The following is a 15,876-nucleotide window of genomic DNA, read 5'->3' on the forward strand; positions in this document are numbered from 1 at the left end:
TCCTTGGGTTGGGTGGGACGTGTCAGAACCTGGGTTCCTCTCGCCCGCCAAAAGCGGGGGAGAGGTGTCCGCGAAGCGGACGGAGCGGGGGGCCTTTAGGGCGCTCCCCTCTCCGTCTCGGCTTCGCCGAGCCACCTCTCCCCACTTCGTGGGGCGAGGAACCTTGATCTTGCCGGGACGCCTCTCACACCCCGCCCCCGCGACGACCGTGAAACCTTGCATGGTGATGGGCGCAGTAGGAGCGCGTGGCGGATGTCGGTAGACCGCAGCAGAGCATGTCCAGTCCTGGGCGCGCGCCTTGCGGGTCCGCTTCCGCATCCTCGCGCAGCGCGAGATCGAGCGGTGCGCGGCAGCGGCCGAACAGGCAGTCGAGGAAGCGCATGGCCGCGACATGCGGCTGGCGGCCGGGATTCACCGGAGGCGGCGGCGCCGGCAGCTTATAGAGATGCGCTTCTGATTTTTCGCGGGTGCCAGGTGCGAGCCAGGCGGGCGGAAGCGTGCGCGCGGGTTTGCGCAGCTTAGTCTTTTTGGGGGCGCGGTTGGTGCGGGCGCTAATGGCGTCCGGTTTCACGGGAACCGAATAGACCGACACGTCGGCGGGACTGCGCGCCCCTCTGGCCTGCCGGCCATCTCCCCCGCTTGGGGGGAGATTGGCAGCTTCCGCGGCGGCGCCCTCTGCCAGCTCGGCGTATCTCGAAAGCACGGCCGGCTCCGACAGTGCCATCCCTGCGGCCACCGCCCTGCCCCGCCGGCCAGGACGATCGGGCCGGGCGTGCTTTCTCGGTCTGCCGCCGGCGCGGCCACCTTTGGGATTGGCGAAGCCGATGGCGCTCAGGCCGGCGTTGCGGTGGACGATGCCGATGATGGCGTTGCGCGAGACCGGGCTGCCGCGCAGCGCGCTGAAGCGGCCGGCGATGCGCGAGGCCGACAGCCCCTCCTTCAGCAACGCGGCGATCTCGTCGATTTCCTTTTCGGTGTAGGTGGCTGCCATAGTCTCATTCCATTGATTGCGAAGCGCTAGTGCGAAGCGCCAGGCTTCAGGCCAAGCGCCAGGGTTTCGGCCGAAAGGCCGTCTGGGGATCAGGTCAGCGAAAGCGTTGAAGGTCAGACGGCGCCTGGAGCGTTCAAGCGAAGGAGCGCAGCCTCGGCGGCGGTCCGCGTCAGGCCCGACACCGCCCGGCCCGTCACCCTGTCGAACAGGATGACGGTGCCGTCCTCGGTGCGGATGCAGCTTGTGCCCGAAATGGGGGCCGGAGCCGGGGGAGGAGCGGCTCCGGCCGTTCCGGTGAACCGGGGTGCGGGCGGTTCGACCGGATCCGGGGCAAGCGCCCCGGAATGCGTCCGGACCGGGGACAGTCCGGACGATTGGAATTCGACAGGCGATTCGAACGGGCAAGACGGTTCGAACTGGAAAGACGGGGGCAACGCGTTCATGCCGCCTCCCCTTGCTCGGCGGCGAAAGCGTCGATGCGCTGCACAAGCCCTGAGATGCTCGTGGGCGGCGCCGGAATCACCGGCAGTGCGGAAATGCTTGCGGGATGTTCATTCATGCGCTAAGCGTACGTTATGTACGAATGCCGCGCAAGCGGAATCGTACATATTGGACGATTATTTTCAGGCATTTTGTACGATGATGGATTCCCGGCACAGATTGCAGCAGGCGCGCGCCCAGGCCGGCTATGCCTCGCCCAGCGATGCGGCCCGCGCCTTGCGCGACATCAACAAGAACACGCTGATCAGCCACGAGAACGGCAACCGGCCATTGTCGCGGAAAGCGGCGGAGAAGTACGGCCGGCTGTTCGGCGTCGATCCCGGCTGGCTGCTGTTCAACGCTGATGGCGCGGAAGCGGCGCCGGTCAGCCTTGCCTCTTCACCCGTCACCGTCGACGTGCCGATCGTGTCCTGGATCAGCGCCGGCGAGCTCGGCAGCCAGGACAGCGTGGTCAACCTCTCCGACTATCCGACCATCCCCACCGCCGATCTCGAGGAAGGCGAATGGATCGCGCTGCGCGTCGACGGTCCGTCGATGAACAAGATCTCGCCGCCGGATTCGATCATCTTCGTCAACCTGCGCGACAAGCGGCTGGTGACCAATGGCTGCTACGTGATCGCCGACGAGACGGGGCGCGCCACCTACAAGCGCTACCGCCCGAACGACAATCCGCCGTTCCAGCCGGCATCCTATCTGGACATCCCGCCGCCGGAGCTGGAGGGCGCGATCACCATCATCGGGCGGGTGAAGCGGTCGATGATCGATATGTGAGGGACAATCTTCCTCCTAGGGAAAGGCTATGCAGGCATTGCAATTTCTGCTTGCATTCCGGAACAAAAGAGGAACTATATAAGCAGCCGCGGCGGCTGCCGCGATAACTCCGGGGGAGGATCAATCATGTCACGCCGCACCGGCGCGCTGACGCGTGCGTTTGTTGTCTGGCTTCCGCGCGGGCCTCTCCTTGCGCTGGGTGGGATGGTGGTGCTTGGCACTCTGGCCACGCCCGCGTCCGCCGTTGCGAAGGACTATGCTCTTTGCTTCGGCGACGAAAGCCACGGCCAAGGCTTGGATAGTGACAACAAAAAGGGAGCGAGCCTCGACAAGTTGGCAGTCGAGCAACGCATCGCTGCCTGCACGGTGATTGTCGAGGACAATGCGGAGGCCTTGCGCCTGCGCATCAAAGCCTATTTCTATCGGGGCGCCGCCCGGGACGACAAGCAAGACTGGGACGGTGCGATTGCCGACTACGGCGAGGCAATCGCGCTCGATCCCAAGCGGACTTCGGCCCATTTCAACCGCGGCACCGACTGGTTCAACAAGGGCGACCACGACCGGGCGATCGCGGACTTCAACATCGTGATCAGCCTCGAGCCGTCCGCCAGCGACGCCTATTCCAGCCGTGGCTCGGCCTTCCTTCGCAAGGGCAAGATCGAGGCGGCCATGCTTGATTTCCAGCAAGCGATCGAGGCCGATCCGCAAAATGGCAACGCCCATACGGGCCTCGGCACCGCCTTGAGCAAGATTGGCGAAAGGGAAAGGGCGATCGCGGAGTATGACAAGGCAATCCGCATCGATTCGGCCGATTTCATTGCGCTGGTGAATCGCGGGATCGCCTACGCTGCCAAGAACGAATTCGATCGCGCCATTGCCGATTACGACGCCGCGCTGGGCATCGATCCCGGGAGCGCCGACGCCTATGTCAATCGCAGCGCCGCCTGGCTCGGCGAGAACGATTGGGCCCGCGCCATCGCCGACGCCAGCAAGGCGATCGAGCTCGATGCCGGGATCGTCGACGGTTACTACGCGCGAGGCGTCGCTTGGACCAACAAAGGCGACAATGATCGCGCCGTCGCCGATTTCGACAAGGCGATCGCACTCGATGCAACCGATGCCAGGGCGTGGTTCGGCCGGTCGCTGACGCGGGCACGCAAAGGAGACAGCGCCGGCGCGGCCGCCGACTGCCGCAAAGCCATCGAGATCGACCCCAAAAAGACAGGTGATTGCGAAACGAGAGATGCCAGCGCCAAAGCGCCGGCCGCAACGCAGGCCGCCGGGCTAGCGCAGCCCCCTTCGAACGCGATGCTGCAGGCAAAAGCCAATGAAATTCGGTCAAAGCTTGTTGCCCAGTACATCGAACAAGGGCTGGAGCAGCAGATACGGGGCGACGTTGCAGGGGCGATCAACTCCTTCAGCATGGCTATCGGAGAGGACCCTGACAACGCCGACGCGGTTTACGACAGAGCGGTGGCAGCTGCCTCAAACGGGGATGACGCCCTTGCCGCCAGCGACTGTCGGCGCGCCGTCGAACTCGATCCGCAACGCGCCGGCACGTGCGCCGCGCTCACGGCCGGCCAGCAACCTGTTCAGGCCGCCGAGACACAGGATCAGGTCGCCGCCAGAATATTGGTCGAACGCGCAGGCGCGCGTCTGGCGAAATACGGTGTGGACGGCGCGCTGCTCGATTTCGACAAGGCAATCAGCCTCGATCCCAAAAATGCCGACGCCTATCTGGGCCGCAGCCGCGCCAGGACGCTCAAGGGCGACCAGGCCGGCGCGGCGGCGGATTGCCGGCATGCCGTCGAACTCGATCCCGCGCGGTCGGGAAGCTGTAGCGAACAGGTGGCCGGCAATGAGGGCAACCCTGCGCCGGCACCGGACTTGGAGCAGTCTAAACCGGCAACCGCCGTTTCAAAGCCGCAAGCCGTTCGTCCGAATTTGACGGCGACGGACGACACGCTGGCTGCAAAGTTGCTGGAGACAAAAGATCCGCGCGCCCTGGAAGCTATCCTGGGCGGCGATGCCTGGCTGGACATGGGCAAATACGACGAGGCGATCGGCGCTTATGACCAAGTGATCGTTCTCGATCCCGACAACCGCTTCGGCTATTTCGGCCGCGGCAGGGCTAGGGCCGCCAAACGCGACTACAGCCAAGCGATCGCCGATTTCGACAGGGTCATTCAGCTCGCCCCCAATTTTGCTCCGGCATATTCTCGCCGGGGCCTCGCCAAGGTGACGTCCGGCGATGTCGAGGGCGCCCTTGCCGACTGCGAGCGAGCAGCGACACTCGAGCCCAAGGCGCGCGACGCCCACTATTGCAAAGGCATGGCCTGGCACGCCAAGGGGAACGCCGGTCGCGCGATCGCCGCATACACGATGGCGATCGGGATCGATGCCAAGCACGACGCCAGCTATTACGCGCGCGGCATGGCCCGAGCGGATCGGAAAGACTACGCCGGCGCCATCGCCGATTTCGACCAGGCGCTCAAGCTCGATCCCGGCAATGGTGACTATGCCATTGCCCGCAAGGCTGCGGTGGCGGCGAACGGACAAAGCGATGGGGCCGATGCTGCCGATGGGGCGGACCTGCGGGCTGTCATGCCACTGTTGAAACGCGGCGATGCCTTCTATGCAAAACGCAAATACGACCGCGCTGAGGCTGAGTACAGCCGCGCCCTGACGCTCGCGCCAAACGAACCGTCGACTTATTCGGCGCGCGCCAGGGCACGCATGCGACAGGGCGACTATGACGGGGCTTTGGCCGACGTCAACCGAGCGCTTGAGATCGATCCATCCTATATTACAGGCTATCACGCCCGCGCTCTTATACTGGCGAAGAAGCGCGAGCCGGAAAAGGCCATCGCCGATCTCGACCGTGCGATCGAAATGAAGCCGGACTATGCCCCGTTTTATTTCGGACGCGGCAGCACTTGGTACTCCATGGGCGAGTTCGACCGCGCGACCGCCGATCTCGACCGGGCGCTCAAGCTCGATCCTAAATCCGACATGGCCCGTCCGGGTCGAAAATTGGCAATAGCTGCCAAGAAAAAGGCTCTTGCCTCGAAGACGTCAGGCAAGCTCGCCAGTCAAGCCGGCAAGCAGACGCCCGCGCCCCAAGCGTTGACCAGTGCCGACATCAACGCCGAGGTTCAGAAGCAGGACTCGCAGATATTGAAGGCAATCGCCGAGGAGTTCCCGGACGACTACAGCGCGTTGATCGATAAGGTCATGGTCGTGGCCCGCTTGAGTGGCAAACAGGCGGTGCGAAACACCAGCCGGGTTGCGGTCGCCGAACTGCGGCGCAGGTAGCGCCGCTTTTGCCTTCCGCTCCGGATAACGAAGCCTCGCAGGCGCTCTCGGCCCAGCTTGCCATGCTCGACCATCTGATGGCGCGAGAAACGCCAGACATCTGCAACAATTACCTGCGCAATGGGCCGGACGCAGTCAGCGCGCCCGACAGTGAATTTCTGGCGCATCTGGACAAGGTGGGCGCAACACTTTTCCGTGCCTTTGGCGCTGCCAAAAGAAGCGGTTTGCCGGCTGCCGAACCTGAGGATCAGGACTGGTCGCTGCTCGCCGACGCCTTCACCAAAAGCGGCGGCACGCCGGCAGAGATGGACGCCATAGCGAACGCCAACCAGGATTTCGCGGGCCTGTGCCCCGCAATGGCGAAACTGTATGGGGCGGCCCTGTCGCTGCCGGGCGAATCTGGACGACATGTCAAAACCGCCCTGCTCTATGCCATCGTGAAGAATTAGGTGCCGGTGACAAGGCGCTGCACTGATCGTGTGATGGAAGGTCTGGCGCGCGGTGTACCGCGAAAACCGTCGGCGGCTCCGGCCGCTTACAGGCAGATATCCGAGTGAAAGCCGGACTTGCAGGTCAGATAAGAACTGGCAGAAGGATTACGGAATATTCTCCGGCATCAAGAACAAAAAAAGAACCTTCCCGTCTTGTGCCTGTCGTTGAAATCCCGTTAGATCGTGGCTGCGTGAGGTTGGGGTCTCATTAGTGGGAGGGGTTGTGCGCAAATCTGTCAGGGAAGATCTGGTTTCCATTCTGCTGGCGTTTGTCTGCTCTGTCGGTCAGCCGGTCATCGCGCATGCCGAAGACGCGAACTATCATCCGCAGAATTTTGCCCAGCCTTTGAGTGTAGCAAGAGGCACGATCAGTCCGGCTGGCGGCGGGGCTTTCTATCTGAAGCCGGAGGACCGCTGCAATCTGGTGGTGAAGGAGTTTGGCTGGGACCACGACCAGTGCGGCACGATCGATCAATTGATCTTCGGCTTGACCCCGGAGATCGACAATCTGACCATCGAGAAGCCGGTGTCGGACGGCTATGTGAGCCTGGCGGACTGGGATTCCAGTGACCGCAACCAGGAAATCAGCTCGATCGAGGACAGCTTCAAGGAATCGGTGAAAGCGCAATCGGAGCGGTCCGGACAGGAAATCCGCTTCGACGGCTGGCTCGTCTATCCGCAAATCGACAAGGGCAAGAACATTCTCTACTACGCCAACATCCTGAACTGGAGCGGCGAGAGGACGATCAACATCTCGGTCTCGATCTTCGACCGTCAGGGCTATGTCCCGATCAAGATCGTGCCGGTGAACGGCAACGTCACCAGCGATGACGTGCACAAGATCGTCGCGGCATCGGCGGCCGCCTACAAGCCGCAGGCCGGCTCGTCCTATTTTGAATTCTCCAGCGGCGACAAGATGAACGGCTACGGTGCGCTGGGCGTGCTGGCGGCAACGCTCGGCGTCAAATATGGCGGGGCTGCCAGCGCCGGCCTGATCGCGCTCGCCCTCGTGGTGCTGAAGAAGGGCGCTTTCATCTTGCTGGTGCCACTGATGTGGCTGAGAAGGCTGTTCAGCAGGAAAAAGGCGGATAGTTGAACGTGGTGTTGACCGCCCAGTCGAGCGCCACCTGGTTATAAAGATTTTCCCGATTTCCTATAGCCGCTTTATCGTTCAAACTGTACGAATCCCGCTTGATTGCTTTTCGTACATAAAGTACGATATTTCCTTCTTTTGAGGGAATTTGCTTGGATACCGCGAACCACGCCGCTTTCGCCGACCTCTCCCGCCCCTTGTTGTCGCCACTGCCGCTCGCCGAGCGCGAACGCCTTGCCGGCGCCTGGCGCATGGCCAGCCAGGACATCGCCGACGACATCCGCTTCATCCGGCAATATCTGAAAGTGATCGCCGAGAAGGACGAGCGGCTTTCGACCGGCACGCTGCTGCACGGCAGCGCCTATGTCGAGGCCTGTGCGGCCTGGCTGCCGGAGACAGTGGCGCGGTATCTGCGGAATCTCAGGCTGATCAGCGAATGCGAAAGCGCGATGATCACGGCGGGGGTAAGGTTTGCCCGGTCGAGCGACGCGTGGTGAGGAGCGTTCTCACCTCTTCCGTTTTGGAGAAGGGAAAGAACCGCCCGAGAAGCGAACAATCATGTCGCTGCAACCCTTGGCTCTGCGGCTCGAAAAATGCATCGTTTCACACAATTGCCAATTGGTGGACGCGCGTGAGCGGCCGGTGGTTAATTCCTCTCAGGCGAAGGAGGGTAAGCCTGCATATCAGGGAGGAATTCGTTTTGATGGACCAGCGCATCGACATCAGCATACAACCCGACGATCAGCCCTACGAAGTCACCTCATTCGCCCGGAAGCACGGCCTGACGATCCCCGTCGCGGACGCGGTCCTTTTCGCCAAGGGTCCGTCGCCGTCGCGGGCCGCTTGCGATACGGCCGCGCTTGCCTTCCTCTGCGCAGTCGCGCGATACGCCGGAAATCAAGGGAGGCGGTAGCCTCCCCTATCAGTTGAACTGCAGCCGCGCGTTGTCTCAACAAAAGCAATGCCGAGCGCGCCGGTCAGTCGGCCGCCATGCTCGAAGCCTTCGCTCAGCACTGCGGTGATGCCGAAGGCATTGGGCATCGCCGGCATTGCCCCGTTGAGGCGCAGGCCGAAATGCTCGCCGTGAACGAGGTTGGGGCGCGGCCGAGATCGAGGCGTTCTCAAAGGCGCGGGTGATGCGGTTGTCGACGTCGTCGACGTGGGCGGCCAACGCCGTCTTGCCGGGAACGAAGGGGCGACCCACACTCGGTCGGAGATTTGCTTCCAGGTCTTGCGATTTCAGCGCTGATGCGGGGTCAATTTGCCATGGCTTTAAGAGAAGTCGGCACCGAACTTCGCCCGCATCTTGAACAAGGTTGCCAGCGCCGCGCCGAAGAAGTCCGCGCTGGTTCAGCGGGGGGCGTAGATGCGAAGCATGGTGCCGTTATCGTAAGCCGCCGTGACGAGGACGTTTAGCTTGAGCGCGTCCGCCAAACCGCTGAATAGGGGTTTGCCGCTGCCATAGGCGATCGGCCGAGTCAGGATGACGTACTCATCAATCAGCCCTGCCTTCGACAACGACTAGGCGAATCCCGCGCCGCCCCAAGCAATGATTTCGCCGCCGGCTTGTTTTTTCAATTTGGCGATTTCCTCGTGTAGATCACCTTTCGCTATGGAGGACTCTGGCCAAGTCGCCTCCTTCAGCGTTTTCGAAAACACGACCTTAGGGATGTCGTTCATCGGCGCGGCATAGGCATCCTCGGATTTTTGCCAGTACGGCCCCATTTCCTCGTAGCTCACGCGGCCATGATGTGTGTGCCAGCGCGACTGATGCGATCGAGTTTCCAACGCTTGAGCTCTGTCGGTTCAGGAAAACCGCCCGTCGACATTCCTACCGGCCCTACGACATATCCGTCGATCGGCATGGTCATGATCAAGACGACTTTTCGCATGCGCATAGCCTTCGGACACAGGTCTCGCACGGGGCGTCGAGCGCACCGTCACATGACCCGGTGGAAAGGGTACAGGCCTTGGCTGGCGGTCAGCCCTTGGTCTTCTTGGCGGGAGACTTCGCCTTGGCAGGGCCCTTGGCCGGCTTCTCCGCCTTGGCGGCTTTCGGCTTGTCGGCCTTGGCGGCAGCCTTCTTCGGGCTTTTTGCCGCCGACTTGCTGGCCCCGTCTACCTCGGCAACCGCCTGGTCCCAGTGCTCCATGTGAGCGCCTTCGGGCCGGCCGGCCTGCTCCCAGATCTCATGTGCCCGCTGGCGAATGCGTTCGTGCCTGTCGTCCGTCACTGTCGCCTCCTGATGTTGGGACGGTTCCCCGGCGCGAACATTAGCCGAATTTTCGCGTGGCGTCTTCGGTATCACGAAATAAGCGACCGACTTGAGCGGCAATTTCGCTCAGTGCCCGTCGGTGACGACCGCGATGCCCAGATGCGCTGCCTTCTTTGTAATCAATCCGGCCAAATCCGCATCAGAACGGTCGGTTCCCGTGCGTTTCCGCAACAGGGTAATTGCTTCACGCATCGACAGCAGGCCAGTCCTATGCTCGGCCAAAAGCTTGTCGACTTGGCGTGCGATGTCAGGTGATTCGACGTGTGGATGGTGCATGGCAACGACTCCTTCCGCGCTTCGTTGCCTCCCAAACCGCTGCTATCTTAGGCCTTATGCCCGGATGCGAAAAGAGCCCGAGCCTTCCCCAATGGTGAGGGATCGGGCTCTTTCAGGGCTGATCTACTCGATCACCTGAACAACGCGGCGCGTGCCCGGATCGATCAGCACCGTATGGTCATTGACGACCGCATAGCGGTACCGGACGTCCGGTACCTGCTGCAGCTCGACAGTGTCAGGTACCGTGGAACCGACACCAAGCTCGAGGCCAAGCACGTTGACCGAGGCGATCGGATGCTTGTGGACATATTCCTTGACCACGGTCTGCTGCTCGGGGGTGACGATCACGTCGTCCGCGGCCGCGATGCCGATGCCGGCCATCAGAGCCAGGCCGGCGACAGCGGGAATGAGGGTGGTTTTCATCGTTTCTCTCCTGTTGCGTTGGCGAGCTCCGCTCTGCCTCCGCGGGAGCGGAAACACCGGCAGATCGAACGTTGGAGCTCCCGGGGCAACGCCCTCGGCAAGGTGTTGTTCCGTCAGCGACGACTAATTGGTTTGGCGGAACCTTCGCATCTGCCCCGCATTGGAAGGTATTGAAACTCCCCAAGACTTTGAAATTCATAGGGCGGAGGTATGCGAGAAGGTTCCATCAGAAGCGACATCGAACTTCGGGCCCCGGTGGCGATCGCCGTCGGCGCCGGCTTCAAGCGCGAGATCACCTCACTGACCGCGATGCAGAATTTCCTCAAAGAGTGGCCGCCGGCTGCGCGGGACGCTAGCTACGTCACGGCGCTGCGCTCCTGCGAGGCGGCGCGGGGCGGAGAGATCGACCTCGACAAGGCGCGGCAGGCATTCCTGATGTTTGCGAAGAAGGCGAGGATCGAGTGGACCGGCGCCGATCCGGTCGCGGTGCTGCGCGAAGCAAAGATCAGGCGCAGCCGGGCGCGCGAAAGCCGGGCGCAGAACCGCCACGTGCCTGGGTAGGCCCGGGTGGCGAGGCGGCGCAAGGCCGCTTCGACACCGGCTCGGCACAGGCCGAGCCCAGTTGGATTGCACGCGCGGGGTAGCCATGCGGGTTGGGGCAGCACCCAAACCGCACGCTGCGCAGCTGTTCGCTTGCAAACCGGCGTCTCGCCGGCTGACTCGACTGCCGGGATTTTCGGGCTGGGTAGCCGCTGTCAGGTCGGCGTCGATTCGCCCAGCGCCTCGGTGACGAAGGACGCGGCGATCAGATCGTCCGCCTCAATACGTAGGGAGCCCTCGCCGCCCCCCATGATGGCCGCGACCTTCTGGAAGGCCTTCATCTCATGTTCGGTGATCCGGGCGTCCCGTATCCTAGCCTTGAGATCGGCGACACGCAGCCCGAGCGAACGGGATGTTCCGATTTCTCGTTTCGACATGTTGGTAAACTCCTCCTCGCCCCGCCCGTATCTGTCGCCACCGCCCGAATCTTCACCCTGCCATCGGTTTGTGTTGTCTATGAGACAGCGTGAACCAGAGCCGCTAACTCAAGCGCAGGAGGAAGGTTCCGTTAGCATATGGTAACAAAATAATAATCGGTTAACGGCCCGCCGCCGTAACCGGGCGGCGGGCCATCCGATTTGGCGCGCTATCGATCAATCGAGGACTTTGACGATCTTGCGGGTGCTGGGATCGACGATCACCGTCCGGTTATCGACGACGACGTAACGGTATTTGACGTTCGGCACTTCGTGTAATTCGACCGTGTCGGGAAGCGTGCTGCCGATATTCAGCTCGACGCCCGGAATCTTAACCGAGGCCAGCGGCTGCTTATGCACATATTCCTTGATGACGGTTTCCTGCTCCGGCGCGATCACGACATCCTGCGCGGCAGCCGCGCCAATACCAGCAAGCAGCAGGAAGCCAGCGGCGGCGGAGGTGAGGTGCATTTTCATTGGTGGTCTCTCCTATGTGGATTTGAACGCCTTGATGCTGCGCCTGCGATTTTCCACAGCGGGTCGGCATTGTCGTAACGCCGTTTGCCTACCCTTGTTCCTGCAAAAATTGGACCGGCGCCTGCAAAAACAACTGCCGCCATATTCCGCGAACCATCGCCTCCGACCGGTCGCAACAATTTCGGAACAATGCGTTTCGGGTGGGGTTACCCATACGAAGGGACCGACTTTCCGAGGAGAAAATCCAATGAAACATCTGCTGATCACAAGCATGATCGCGCTTGGCGTCGGTTGCGGCGCCGCGATGGCGCAGACCGAATCCGCACAGCCGAGCGGCGACAACAACAATTGCGCGGCCGGCACGGCCGATTGCCAAAAGGGCGGTAAGGCCGGCGGCCAGGCCCAGGGCGAGATGAAGTCGAAGACACAGCAGAACGCCCAGGGCAAGGCCGGCGCCAACACCGAAGAGCAGGCTCAAGGCAAGACCAAGATGAAGACGGACGAGCAGGCCCAGGGTCAGTCAGGCGCCAATACCGACCAGAACGCCCAGGACAACACACAGCTGAAGAAGAAGCAGCAGGCACAGGGCAAGACCGGTACCAGCACCGAGCAGAACGCTCAAGGCACCACCAAGATGCAGACTGAGCAGAACGCGCAGGGCAAGACCGGTACGACCACCCAGCAGAATGCCCAGAACAAGACGAAGATCCAGACCGATCAGCAGGCTCAGGGTAAGACTGGCACAACCACCGAGCAGAACGCTCAGGGCGGCAACACCAAGATGAAGACCGAGCAGAACGCCCAGGGCAAGACCGGCACCACCACAGAGCAAAATGCCCAGGGCAACACCAACGTCGAGACCGACCAGAACAAGACAGCGTCGATCAACAACGTGACGGTGGAACAGAAGACGCAGATCACGCAGGTCATTCATGAGAGCCATGTCGAGCCGGTTCGCGACGTCAGCTTCGACATCTCGGTCGGCGTCGAGGTGCCGCGCCACAAGGTGCGGCTGCACCGTCTGCCGGCCCGGATCGTCAAGATCGTTCCGGCTTATGAGAACTATGAGTATTTCGTCTTGGCCGATGGACGCATCGTCATCGTCGACCCGGACACCTACAAGATCGTAGTGATCCTGAGCTGATCCGGTCAGCATAGCGGATAAGGGCCCGCCACGTGGCGGGCCTTTTTGCGTGGAGAGGCATCTAAACCCGGCAGGCAGTCGCCCGCATGCATCGCGGTCCATTAGGCAGGACTTGAATGTCGCCGCCTCGGGAACGATCCGGCGCAATTGCCAGTTGTCACGACGGAAGTCCTGCGTCCGTCGTCCCTGTCAGGGCCGGACGAAAGGGCAATGGGGCCGCCGGCAAATCGTTCAAGCTTGCGGTCCACCCGGAAAAGGTGCATGGGTCACGATGGGTAGAGATATGGGCGAGATCGCTGATGGTCGAATGTGGTCGCGGCGCTCGGTTGGGCAAATGTATTTTCCGCAGTTTCTTGTGGGAATGGTGGGCACGCTTCTGGTCATCCTCGGCTGGACCTTCATGTCCACGGGATCTGTCTGGACGGCGATCGGCTGGACATTCCTGGCGGCCGTGGTTCTGCAGGCCGGCTATTTCGTGGCGGTGCTCTGGCTCGTGCATGGTGAGACCCGCGTAACCGACGAAGGCAAAGCGGACGCAAGCGCGGCACCCGCCAAGATCCCCGGCCCGTTCGAGCGCGACGGCATCATCCACGCTCTCATCTTGCGGCTGTTCCCGAAACTGCTTCCCTAATCGCTTTGCGCTCGATCGGGCCGCAGACCGATCATCTATTCCTGGTCGACAGGCATCCACGCCGCAATAGCCCGGCTCGCTGCTTCCTCAGTTCGAATGCAGGGGCCGGGCTGCACCCTCGGCAGGGCCGAGGCGCCATCAATTGCATCGGAGCCGATAGACCGCCATTCACTTTGCATCGGCGCCAATGGGCCGTCATCAACAAAGTCGATGCGGCGCAACCAAACGCCGGCTGCGGCCCTCCTTGATCGGAGCCGCAGCCTGCGCCCGCCGAAATCCCTGCTCGATTCGCCCAGCTAGCGCGCGGTGGCCGGTGAGGCCGAGCGCACCGTTTCTGTCGACGAGAAGACGACGAAGCCAAAGACCAGGACTGCGGCGGCGACGATCAGCGAACCGATTGCCACGACGGGCTCGATCTCAGGATGGCCTGCCGCCAGCATCCAGTAGAGGGCCGGCAGCATGATCACGATACCGACCGTATAGAGGCCGTAATGGATCATGGCGATGCGGCGCTCGGCCTTGGCCGGGTTGAGCGCATAATAGCCGCCGAAGATGGCGCTGGTTACCCAGCCGAGAAGGTTGATGTGGGCATGCGCCGGAAAGGCGCCGTGATCGCCCGAAATCGCCATCTGCAGCCCGGCGGCGATGCCCAGGATGAGAAAGATGATGGCCGTCTTGAAGAAAAGCTCCGAAACCCGTGGCATTTTGTTTTCCTCCCAATGCCTCTGTGAACCCGAGCCCAGTCTACATCGCTTAAGTCATATTAGCTAGCCATCACACACTTAGGTCGGTGTGGCCATCGGGCGAGAGCAGCGAGGTTGGTTCGGTCATCCGGCAGAGGGCCCCGCAAAAAAAGGCTCGCCTCTTTCGAGGCGAGCCGAAAAAAGAGCCGGGCTTGAGGTCGGCTCCATCCAGGTTGCCACCTGAATTTCGAAGATGGCCAACGTAGCAGAATGCAGGATTTATTCCACCGCGATAGCGGGTTGATCCGGTAAGCTTCCCGGTGGCGGAGAAAGCCTTTCGCCAACCGGGGGCGTCCCTTCCCTTCTAGCCGGCGGGCGAAAGCATGCGCTTCAGCGTCCCGTCCTTCAGCCAGAACTGATGGTAGAGCGCCGCCACGGCGTGGATTGCGATCAGCGCGATGAACGCCGGCTTGGCAAGCGAGTGGATGTCACCCCAAGGGTCGCCCAGATAGAACGCAAGAAGGCCTATTGCGGGCACCACCAGCAACAGCACATAGAACAGACCGTGGGATGCATGCGCGGCAAGCTGCATCCATTTCGGTGCCCGGCCGGCGGGAGCCGGCGCGCCGGATACCAGTCTGACGATCAATCGAACAAGCACAAGCGCAAGGATGGCCAGGCCGACCCAGTAGTGAGCGGAGCCGAGCGCCTGGTCCGTCGCCGATACCGGCTGTCCGCCTTCAGCAGCGTCCACGACAGCCGTCATGCTCTCACCGAAGAAGAGCTGAAATAACACCAGCACTGCGATCAACCAATGCAGGCCGATCTGAAAAATTGAATATCCACGTCTGGTTTCCATTGCATTCCCCTGAGTACAAGGCGCCCCACGCCTTCACGTTGCTTAATAGTTGAAATGAGGTTGGCCGAATTCGGCTCGAAAGTTCCCGCAATTGTGGCCGCACTCTTACATTTTCGTATGGCGGGCATTCGCGCCGGCCATGGCGGTTCGAGACCAGCCTGGCACCTTGCAAGCGCGCGGCGTTTGCGCAATGCTTCGGCTCGGGGGAGTGGTTTCCGTAATTTCGGAAGCACGATTACATGTTCATCGACTACTACGAACTTCTGGAAATAAGCCCGAACGCCAATTCGGAGACCATCGAGCGGATCTTCCGCTACTTTGCCATGCGCTACCATCCCGACAATCGGGAAACCGGCAATGAATCGCGTTTCAGCGAGATCGTGGAAGCCCACAATACGCTTCGCGATCCGGTCAAACGGGCACAGTACGACATCCTTTATCGCCAACATCTCGGTCTTCGTCACGAGCTCACGGAAGAAGCGCGCGATGGCGGCGGCATGGAGAGGGATAGCGTCATCCAGGCCAATCTGCTGTCGCTTCTCTATGTGAGGCGCCGGCGCGACGTCAACAATCCAGGCATCGGCGACGAGGAGCTCGAGCGCCTGTCAGGCTGCCCTCGCGAGCACCTGGAATTCCATCTGTGGTATCTCAAGGCGAAGGGCTTCATCGGCAGAACCGAGAACGGAACATTCGCGATCACCGTGGAAGGTATAGATCACGCCGGGGTCAAGCAGGGCCGGGATCGCCCTGACGCCACCCGCCTGCTCAATCACGCCGATTAGGCCGATCATCGAAAGCCCGCCTACTGGCGCCTGAACCAGGGGCGGGCTCGTCTCACCGATACAGGTGACTGAGGTCCGACGGGCCGCCGCATTTGGCCCGCCTCACCAAACCAAAGCCGATAGGAGCGAAAACTCCGAGGCGAACCAT

The 15,876-nt window shown here is 61.9% G+C and carries 20 protein-coding genes; 10 read left to right on the plus strand and 10 right to left on the minus strand.

Features of this window, described 5'->3' with window-relative positions; genetic code table 11:
• Positions 1-184 precede the first annotated feature (184 nt).
• Positions 185-991, minus strand: a complete 807-nt coding sequence (locus tag LB565_RS14725) for a GcrA family cell cycle regulator (protein WP_224585125.1) — start codon at positions 989-991, stop codon at positions 185-187.
• Positions 992-1,630: 639 nt separating this feature from the next.
• Here LB565_RS14725 and LB565_RS14730 point away from each other — a divergent pair.
• The 6 genes from LB565_RS14730 to LB565_RS14755 all read left to right on the plus strand — a co-directional run bounded on the left by LB565_RS14730 (position 1,631) and on the right by LB565_RS14755 (position 8,075).
• On the plus strand, positions 1,631-2,263 hold the full coding sequence (locus tag LB565_RS14730; protein WP_224585127.1) for a helix-turn-helix transcriptional regulator: 633 nt from the start codon (positions 1,631-1,633) through the stop codon (positions 2,261-2,263).
• A gap of 126 nt (positions 2,264-2,389) precedes the next feature.
• Positions 2,390-5,578: a tetratricopeptide repeat protein gene (locus LB565_RS14735; RefSeq protein WP_224585141.1), complete on the plus strand. Its 3,189-nt coding sequence runs from the start codon at positions 2,390-2,392 to the stop codon at positions 5,576-5,578.
• A 62-nt stretch (positions 5,579-5,640) separates the two neighbouring features.
• A complete protein-coding gene (locus LB565_RS14740; RefSeq protein ID WP_224585142.1) occupies positions 5,641-6,027 on the plus strand; it encodes a hypothetical protein in 387 nt (128 codons plus the stop codon).
• Between the two features lie 265 nt (positions 6,028-6,292).
• Entirely contained in the window at positions 6,293-7,165 is an 873-nt protein-coding gene (locus tag LB565_RS14745; RefSeq protein ID WP_224585144.1) for a DUF2167 domain-containing protein, read from the plus strand.
• Between the two features lie 149 nt (positions 7,166-7,314).
• Positions 7,315-7,659, plus strand: coding sequence for a hypothetical protein (locus LB565_RS14750; protein ID WP_224585146.1), 345 nt, complete (start codon positions 7,315-7,317; stop codon positions 7,657-7,659).
• A gap of 206 nt (positions 7,660-7,865) precedes the next feature.
• The gene (locus LB565_RS14755; protein ID WP_224585148.1) at positions 7,866-8,075 is read left to right on the plus strand and encodes a hypothetical protein; all 210 of its coding nucleotides are present in this window, start codon (positions 7,866-7,868) and stop codon (positions 8,073-8,075) included.
• Between the two features lie 437 nt (positions 8,076-8,512).
• Here the strand turns inward: LB565_RS14755 and LB565_RS14760 are convergent, their stop codons facing one another.
• From LB565_RS14760 to LB565_RS14780, 5 genes are all read right to left on the minus strand, one after another.
• The gene (locus tag LB565_RS14760; RefSeq protein WP_224585150.1) at positions 8,513-8,680 is read right to left on the minus strand and encodes a hypothetical protein; all 168 of its coding nucleotides are present in this window, start codon (positions 8,678-8,680) and stop codon (positions 8,513-8,515) included.
• 3 nt (positions 8,681-8,683) lie between these two features.
• The gene (locus tag LB565_RS14765; protein WP_224585152.1) at positions 8,684-8,902 is read right to left on the minus strand and encodes a dihydrofolate reductase family protein; all 219 of its coding nucleotides are present in this window, start codon (positions 8,900-8,902) and stop codon (positions 8,684-8,686) included.
• Between the two features lie 241 nt (positions 8,903-9,143).
• Positions 9,144-9,395, minus strand: coding sequence for a DUF2934 domain-containing protein (locus LB565_RS14770; RefSeq protein ID WP_224585154.1), 252 nt, complete (start codon positions 9,393-9,395; stop codon positions 9,144-9,146).
• 108 nt (positions 9,396-9,503) lie between these two features.
• Complete coding sequence (locus LB565_RS14775; RefSeq protein ID WP_224585157.1) at positions 9,504-9,713, minus strand: hypothetical protein; 210 nt, start codon at positions 9,711-9,713, stop codon at positions 9,504-9,506.
• Positions 9,714-9,836: 123 nt separating this feature from the next.
• Positions 9,837-10,136, minus strand: coding sequence for a DUF1236 domain-containing protein (locus LB565_RS14780; RefSeq protein ID WP_224585158.1), 300 nt, complete (start codon positions 10,134-10,136; stop codon positions 9,837-9,839).
• A 210-nt stretch (positions 10,137-10,346) separates the two neighbouring features.
• Here LB565_RS14780 and LB565_RS14785 point away from each other — a divergent pair, with 210 nt between their 5' ends.
• Positions 10,347-10,697, plus strand: a complete 351-nt coding sequence (locus LB565_RS14785) for a DUF982 domain-containing protein (protein WP_224585160.1) — start codon at positions 10,347-10,349, stop codon at positions 10,695-10,697.
• A gap of 194 nt (positions 10,698-10,891) precedes the next feature.
• On the opposite strand, the gene LB565_RS14790 is transcribed toward LB565_RS14785, so the two are convergent.
• Positions 10,892-11,113 carry a hypothetical protein gene (locus LB565_RS14790; RefSeq protein WP_224585162.1) on the minus strand — a complete coding sequence of 74 codons (222 nt, stop codon included), beginning with the start codon at positions 11,111-11,113 and terminating at the stop codon, positions 10,892-10,894.
• Positions 11,114-11,329: 216 nt separating this feature from the next.
• Positions 11,330-11,629 (minus strand): DUF1236 domain-containing protein, encoded by a 300-nt coding sequence (locus LB565_RS14795; protein WP_224585163.1) that lies wholly within the window; start codon positions 11,627-11,629, stop codon positions 11,330-11,332.
• Positions 11,630-11,876: 247 nt separating this feature from the next.
• Between LB565_RS14795 and LB565_RS14800 the strand changes: the two genes are divergently transcribed.
• Both LB565_RS14800 and LB565_RS14805 read left to right on the plus strand, forming a co-directional pair.
• Positions 11,877-12,773 carry a DUF1236 domain-containing protein gene (locus LB565_RS14800; RefSeq protein ID WP_224585164.1) on the plus strand — a complete coding sequence of 299 codons (897 nt, stop codon included), beginning with the start codon at positions 11,877-11,879 and terminating at the stop codon, positions 12,771-12,773.
• A 334-nt stretch (positions 12,774-13,107) separates the two neighbouring features.
• The gene (locus LB565_RS14805; RefSeq protein WP_224585165.1) at positions 13,108-13,404 is read left to right on the plus strand and encodes an exopolysaccharide production repressor protein; all 297 of its coding nucleotides are present in this window, start codon (positions 13,108-13,110) and stop codon (positions 13,402-13,404) included.
• Between the two features lie 296 nt (positions 13,405-13,700).
• Here the strand turns inward: LB565_RS14805 and LB565_RS14810 are convergent, their stop codons facing one another.
• Together LB565_RS14810 and LB565_RS14815 are read right to left on the minus strand one after the other, a co-directional pair.
• Positions 13,701-14,108 (minus strand): hypothetical protein, encoded by a 408-nt coding sequence (locus LB565_RS14810; protein ID WP_224585166.1) that lies wholly within the window; start codon positions 14,106-14,108, stop codon positions 13,701-13,703.
• Positions 14,109-14,451: 343 nt separating this feature from the next.
• Positions 14,452-14,946 (minus strand): cytochrome b, encoded by a 495-nt coding sequence (locus LB565_RS14815; RefSeq protein ID WP_224585167.1) that lies wholly within the window; start codon positions 14,944-14,946, stop codon positions 14,452-14,454.
• A gap of 239 nt (positions 14,947-15,185) precedes the next feature.
• Between LB565_RS14815 and LB565_RS14820 the strand changes: the two genes are divergently transcribed.
• Positions 15,186-15,728, plus strand: a complete 543-nt coding sequence (locus LB565_RS14820) for a J domain-containing protein (protein WP_224585168.1) — start codon at positions 15,186-15,188, stop codon at positions 15,726-15,728.
• Positions 15,729-15,876 lie beyond the last annotated feature (148 nt).

The sequence above is a fragment of the Mesorhizobium sp. CA14 genome, assembly GCF_020165195.1.
In the GTDB taxonomy this organism is placed as follows: Bacteria; Pseudomonadota; Alphaproteobacteria; order Rhizobiales; family Rhizobiaceae; genus Mesorhizobium.

What these genes read in the sequence shown, in the direction of transcription:
- LB565_RS14810 (WP_224585166.1), bottom strand. Translation starts at nt 14,108, where the DNA reads ATGCCACGGGTTTCGGAGCTTTTCTTCAAGACGGCCATCATCTTTCTC.
- LB565_RS14740 (WP_224585142.1), top strand. Translation starts at nt 5,641, where the DNA reads ATGCTCGACCATCTGATGGCGCGAGAAACGCCAGACATCTGCAACAAT.
- LB565_RS14795 (WP_224585163.1), bottom strand. Translation starts at nt 11,629, where the DNA reads ATGAAAATGCACCTCACCTCCGCCGCCGCTGGCTTCCTGCTGCTTGCT.
- LB565_RS14805 (WP_224585165.1), top strand. Translation starts at nt 13,108, where the DNA reads ATGTATTTTCCGCAGTTTCTTGTGGGAATGGTGGGCACGCTTCTGGTC.
- LB565_RS14790 (WP_224585162.1), bottom strand. Translation starts at nt 11,113, where the DNA reads ATGTCGAAACGAGAAATCGGAACATCCCGTTCGCTCGGGCTGCGTGTC.
- LB565_RS14785 (WP_224585160.1), top strand. Translation starts at nt 10,347, where the DNA reads ATGCGAGAAGGTTCCATCAGAAGCGACATCGAACTTCGGGCCCCGGTG.
- LB565_RS14780 (WP_224585158.1), bottom strand. Translation starts at nt 10,136, where the DNA reads ATGAAAACCACCCTCATTCCCGCTGTCGCCGGCCTGGCTCTGATGGCC.
- LB565_RS14735 (WP_224585141.1), top strand. Translation starts at nt 2,390, where the DNA reads ATGTCACGCCGCACCGGCGCGCTGACGCGTGCGTTTGTTGTCTGGCTT.
- LB565_RS14725 (WP_224585125.1), bottom strand. Translation starts at nt 991, where the DNA reads ATGGCAGCCACCTACACCGAAAAGGAAATCGACGAGATCGCCGCGTTG.
- LB565_RS14775 (WP_224585157.1), bottom strand. Translation starts at nt 9,713, where the DNA reads ATGCACCATCCACACGTCGAATCACCTGACATCGCACGCCAAGTCGAC.
- LB565_RS14815 (WP_224585167.1), bottom strand. Translation starts at nt 14,946, where the DNA reads ATGGAAACCAGACGTGGATATTCAATTTTTCAGATCGGCCTGCATTGG.
- LB565_RS14820 (WP_224585168.1), top strand. Translation starts at nt 15,186, where the DNA reads ATGTTCATCGACTACTACGAACTTCTGGAAATAAGCCCGAACGCCAAT.
- LB565_RS14755 (WP_224585148.1), top strand. Translation starts at nt 7,866, where the DNA reads ATGGACCAGCGCATCGACATCAGCATACAACCCGACGATCAGCCCTAC.
- LB565_RS14800 (WP_224585164.1), top strand. Translation starts at nt 11,877, where the DNA reads ATGAAACATCTGCTGATCACAAGCATGATCGCGCTTGGCGTCGGTTGC.
- LB565_RS14730 (WP_224585127.1), top strand. Translation starts at nt 1,631, where the DNA reads ATGATGGATTCCCGGCACAGATTGCAGCAGGCGCGCGCCCAGGCCGGC.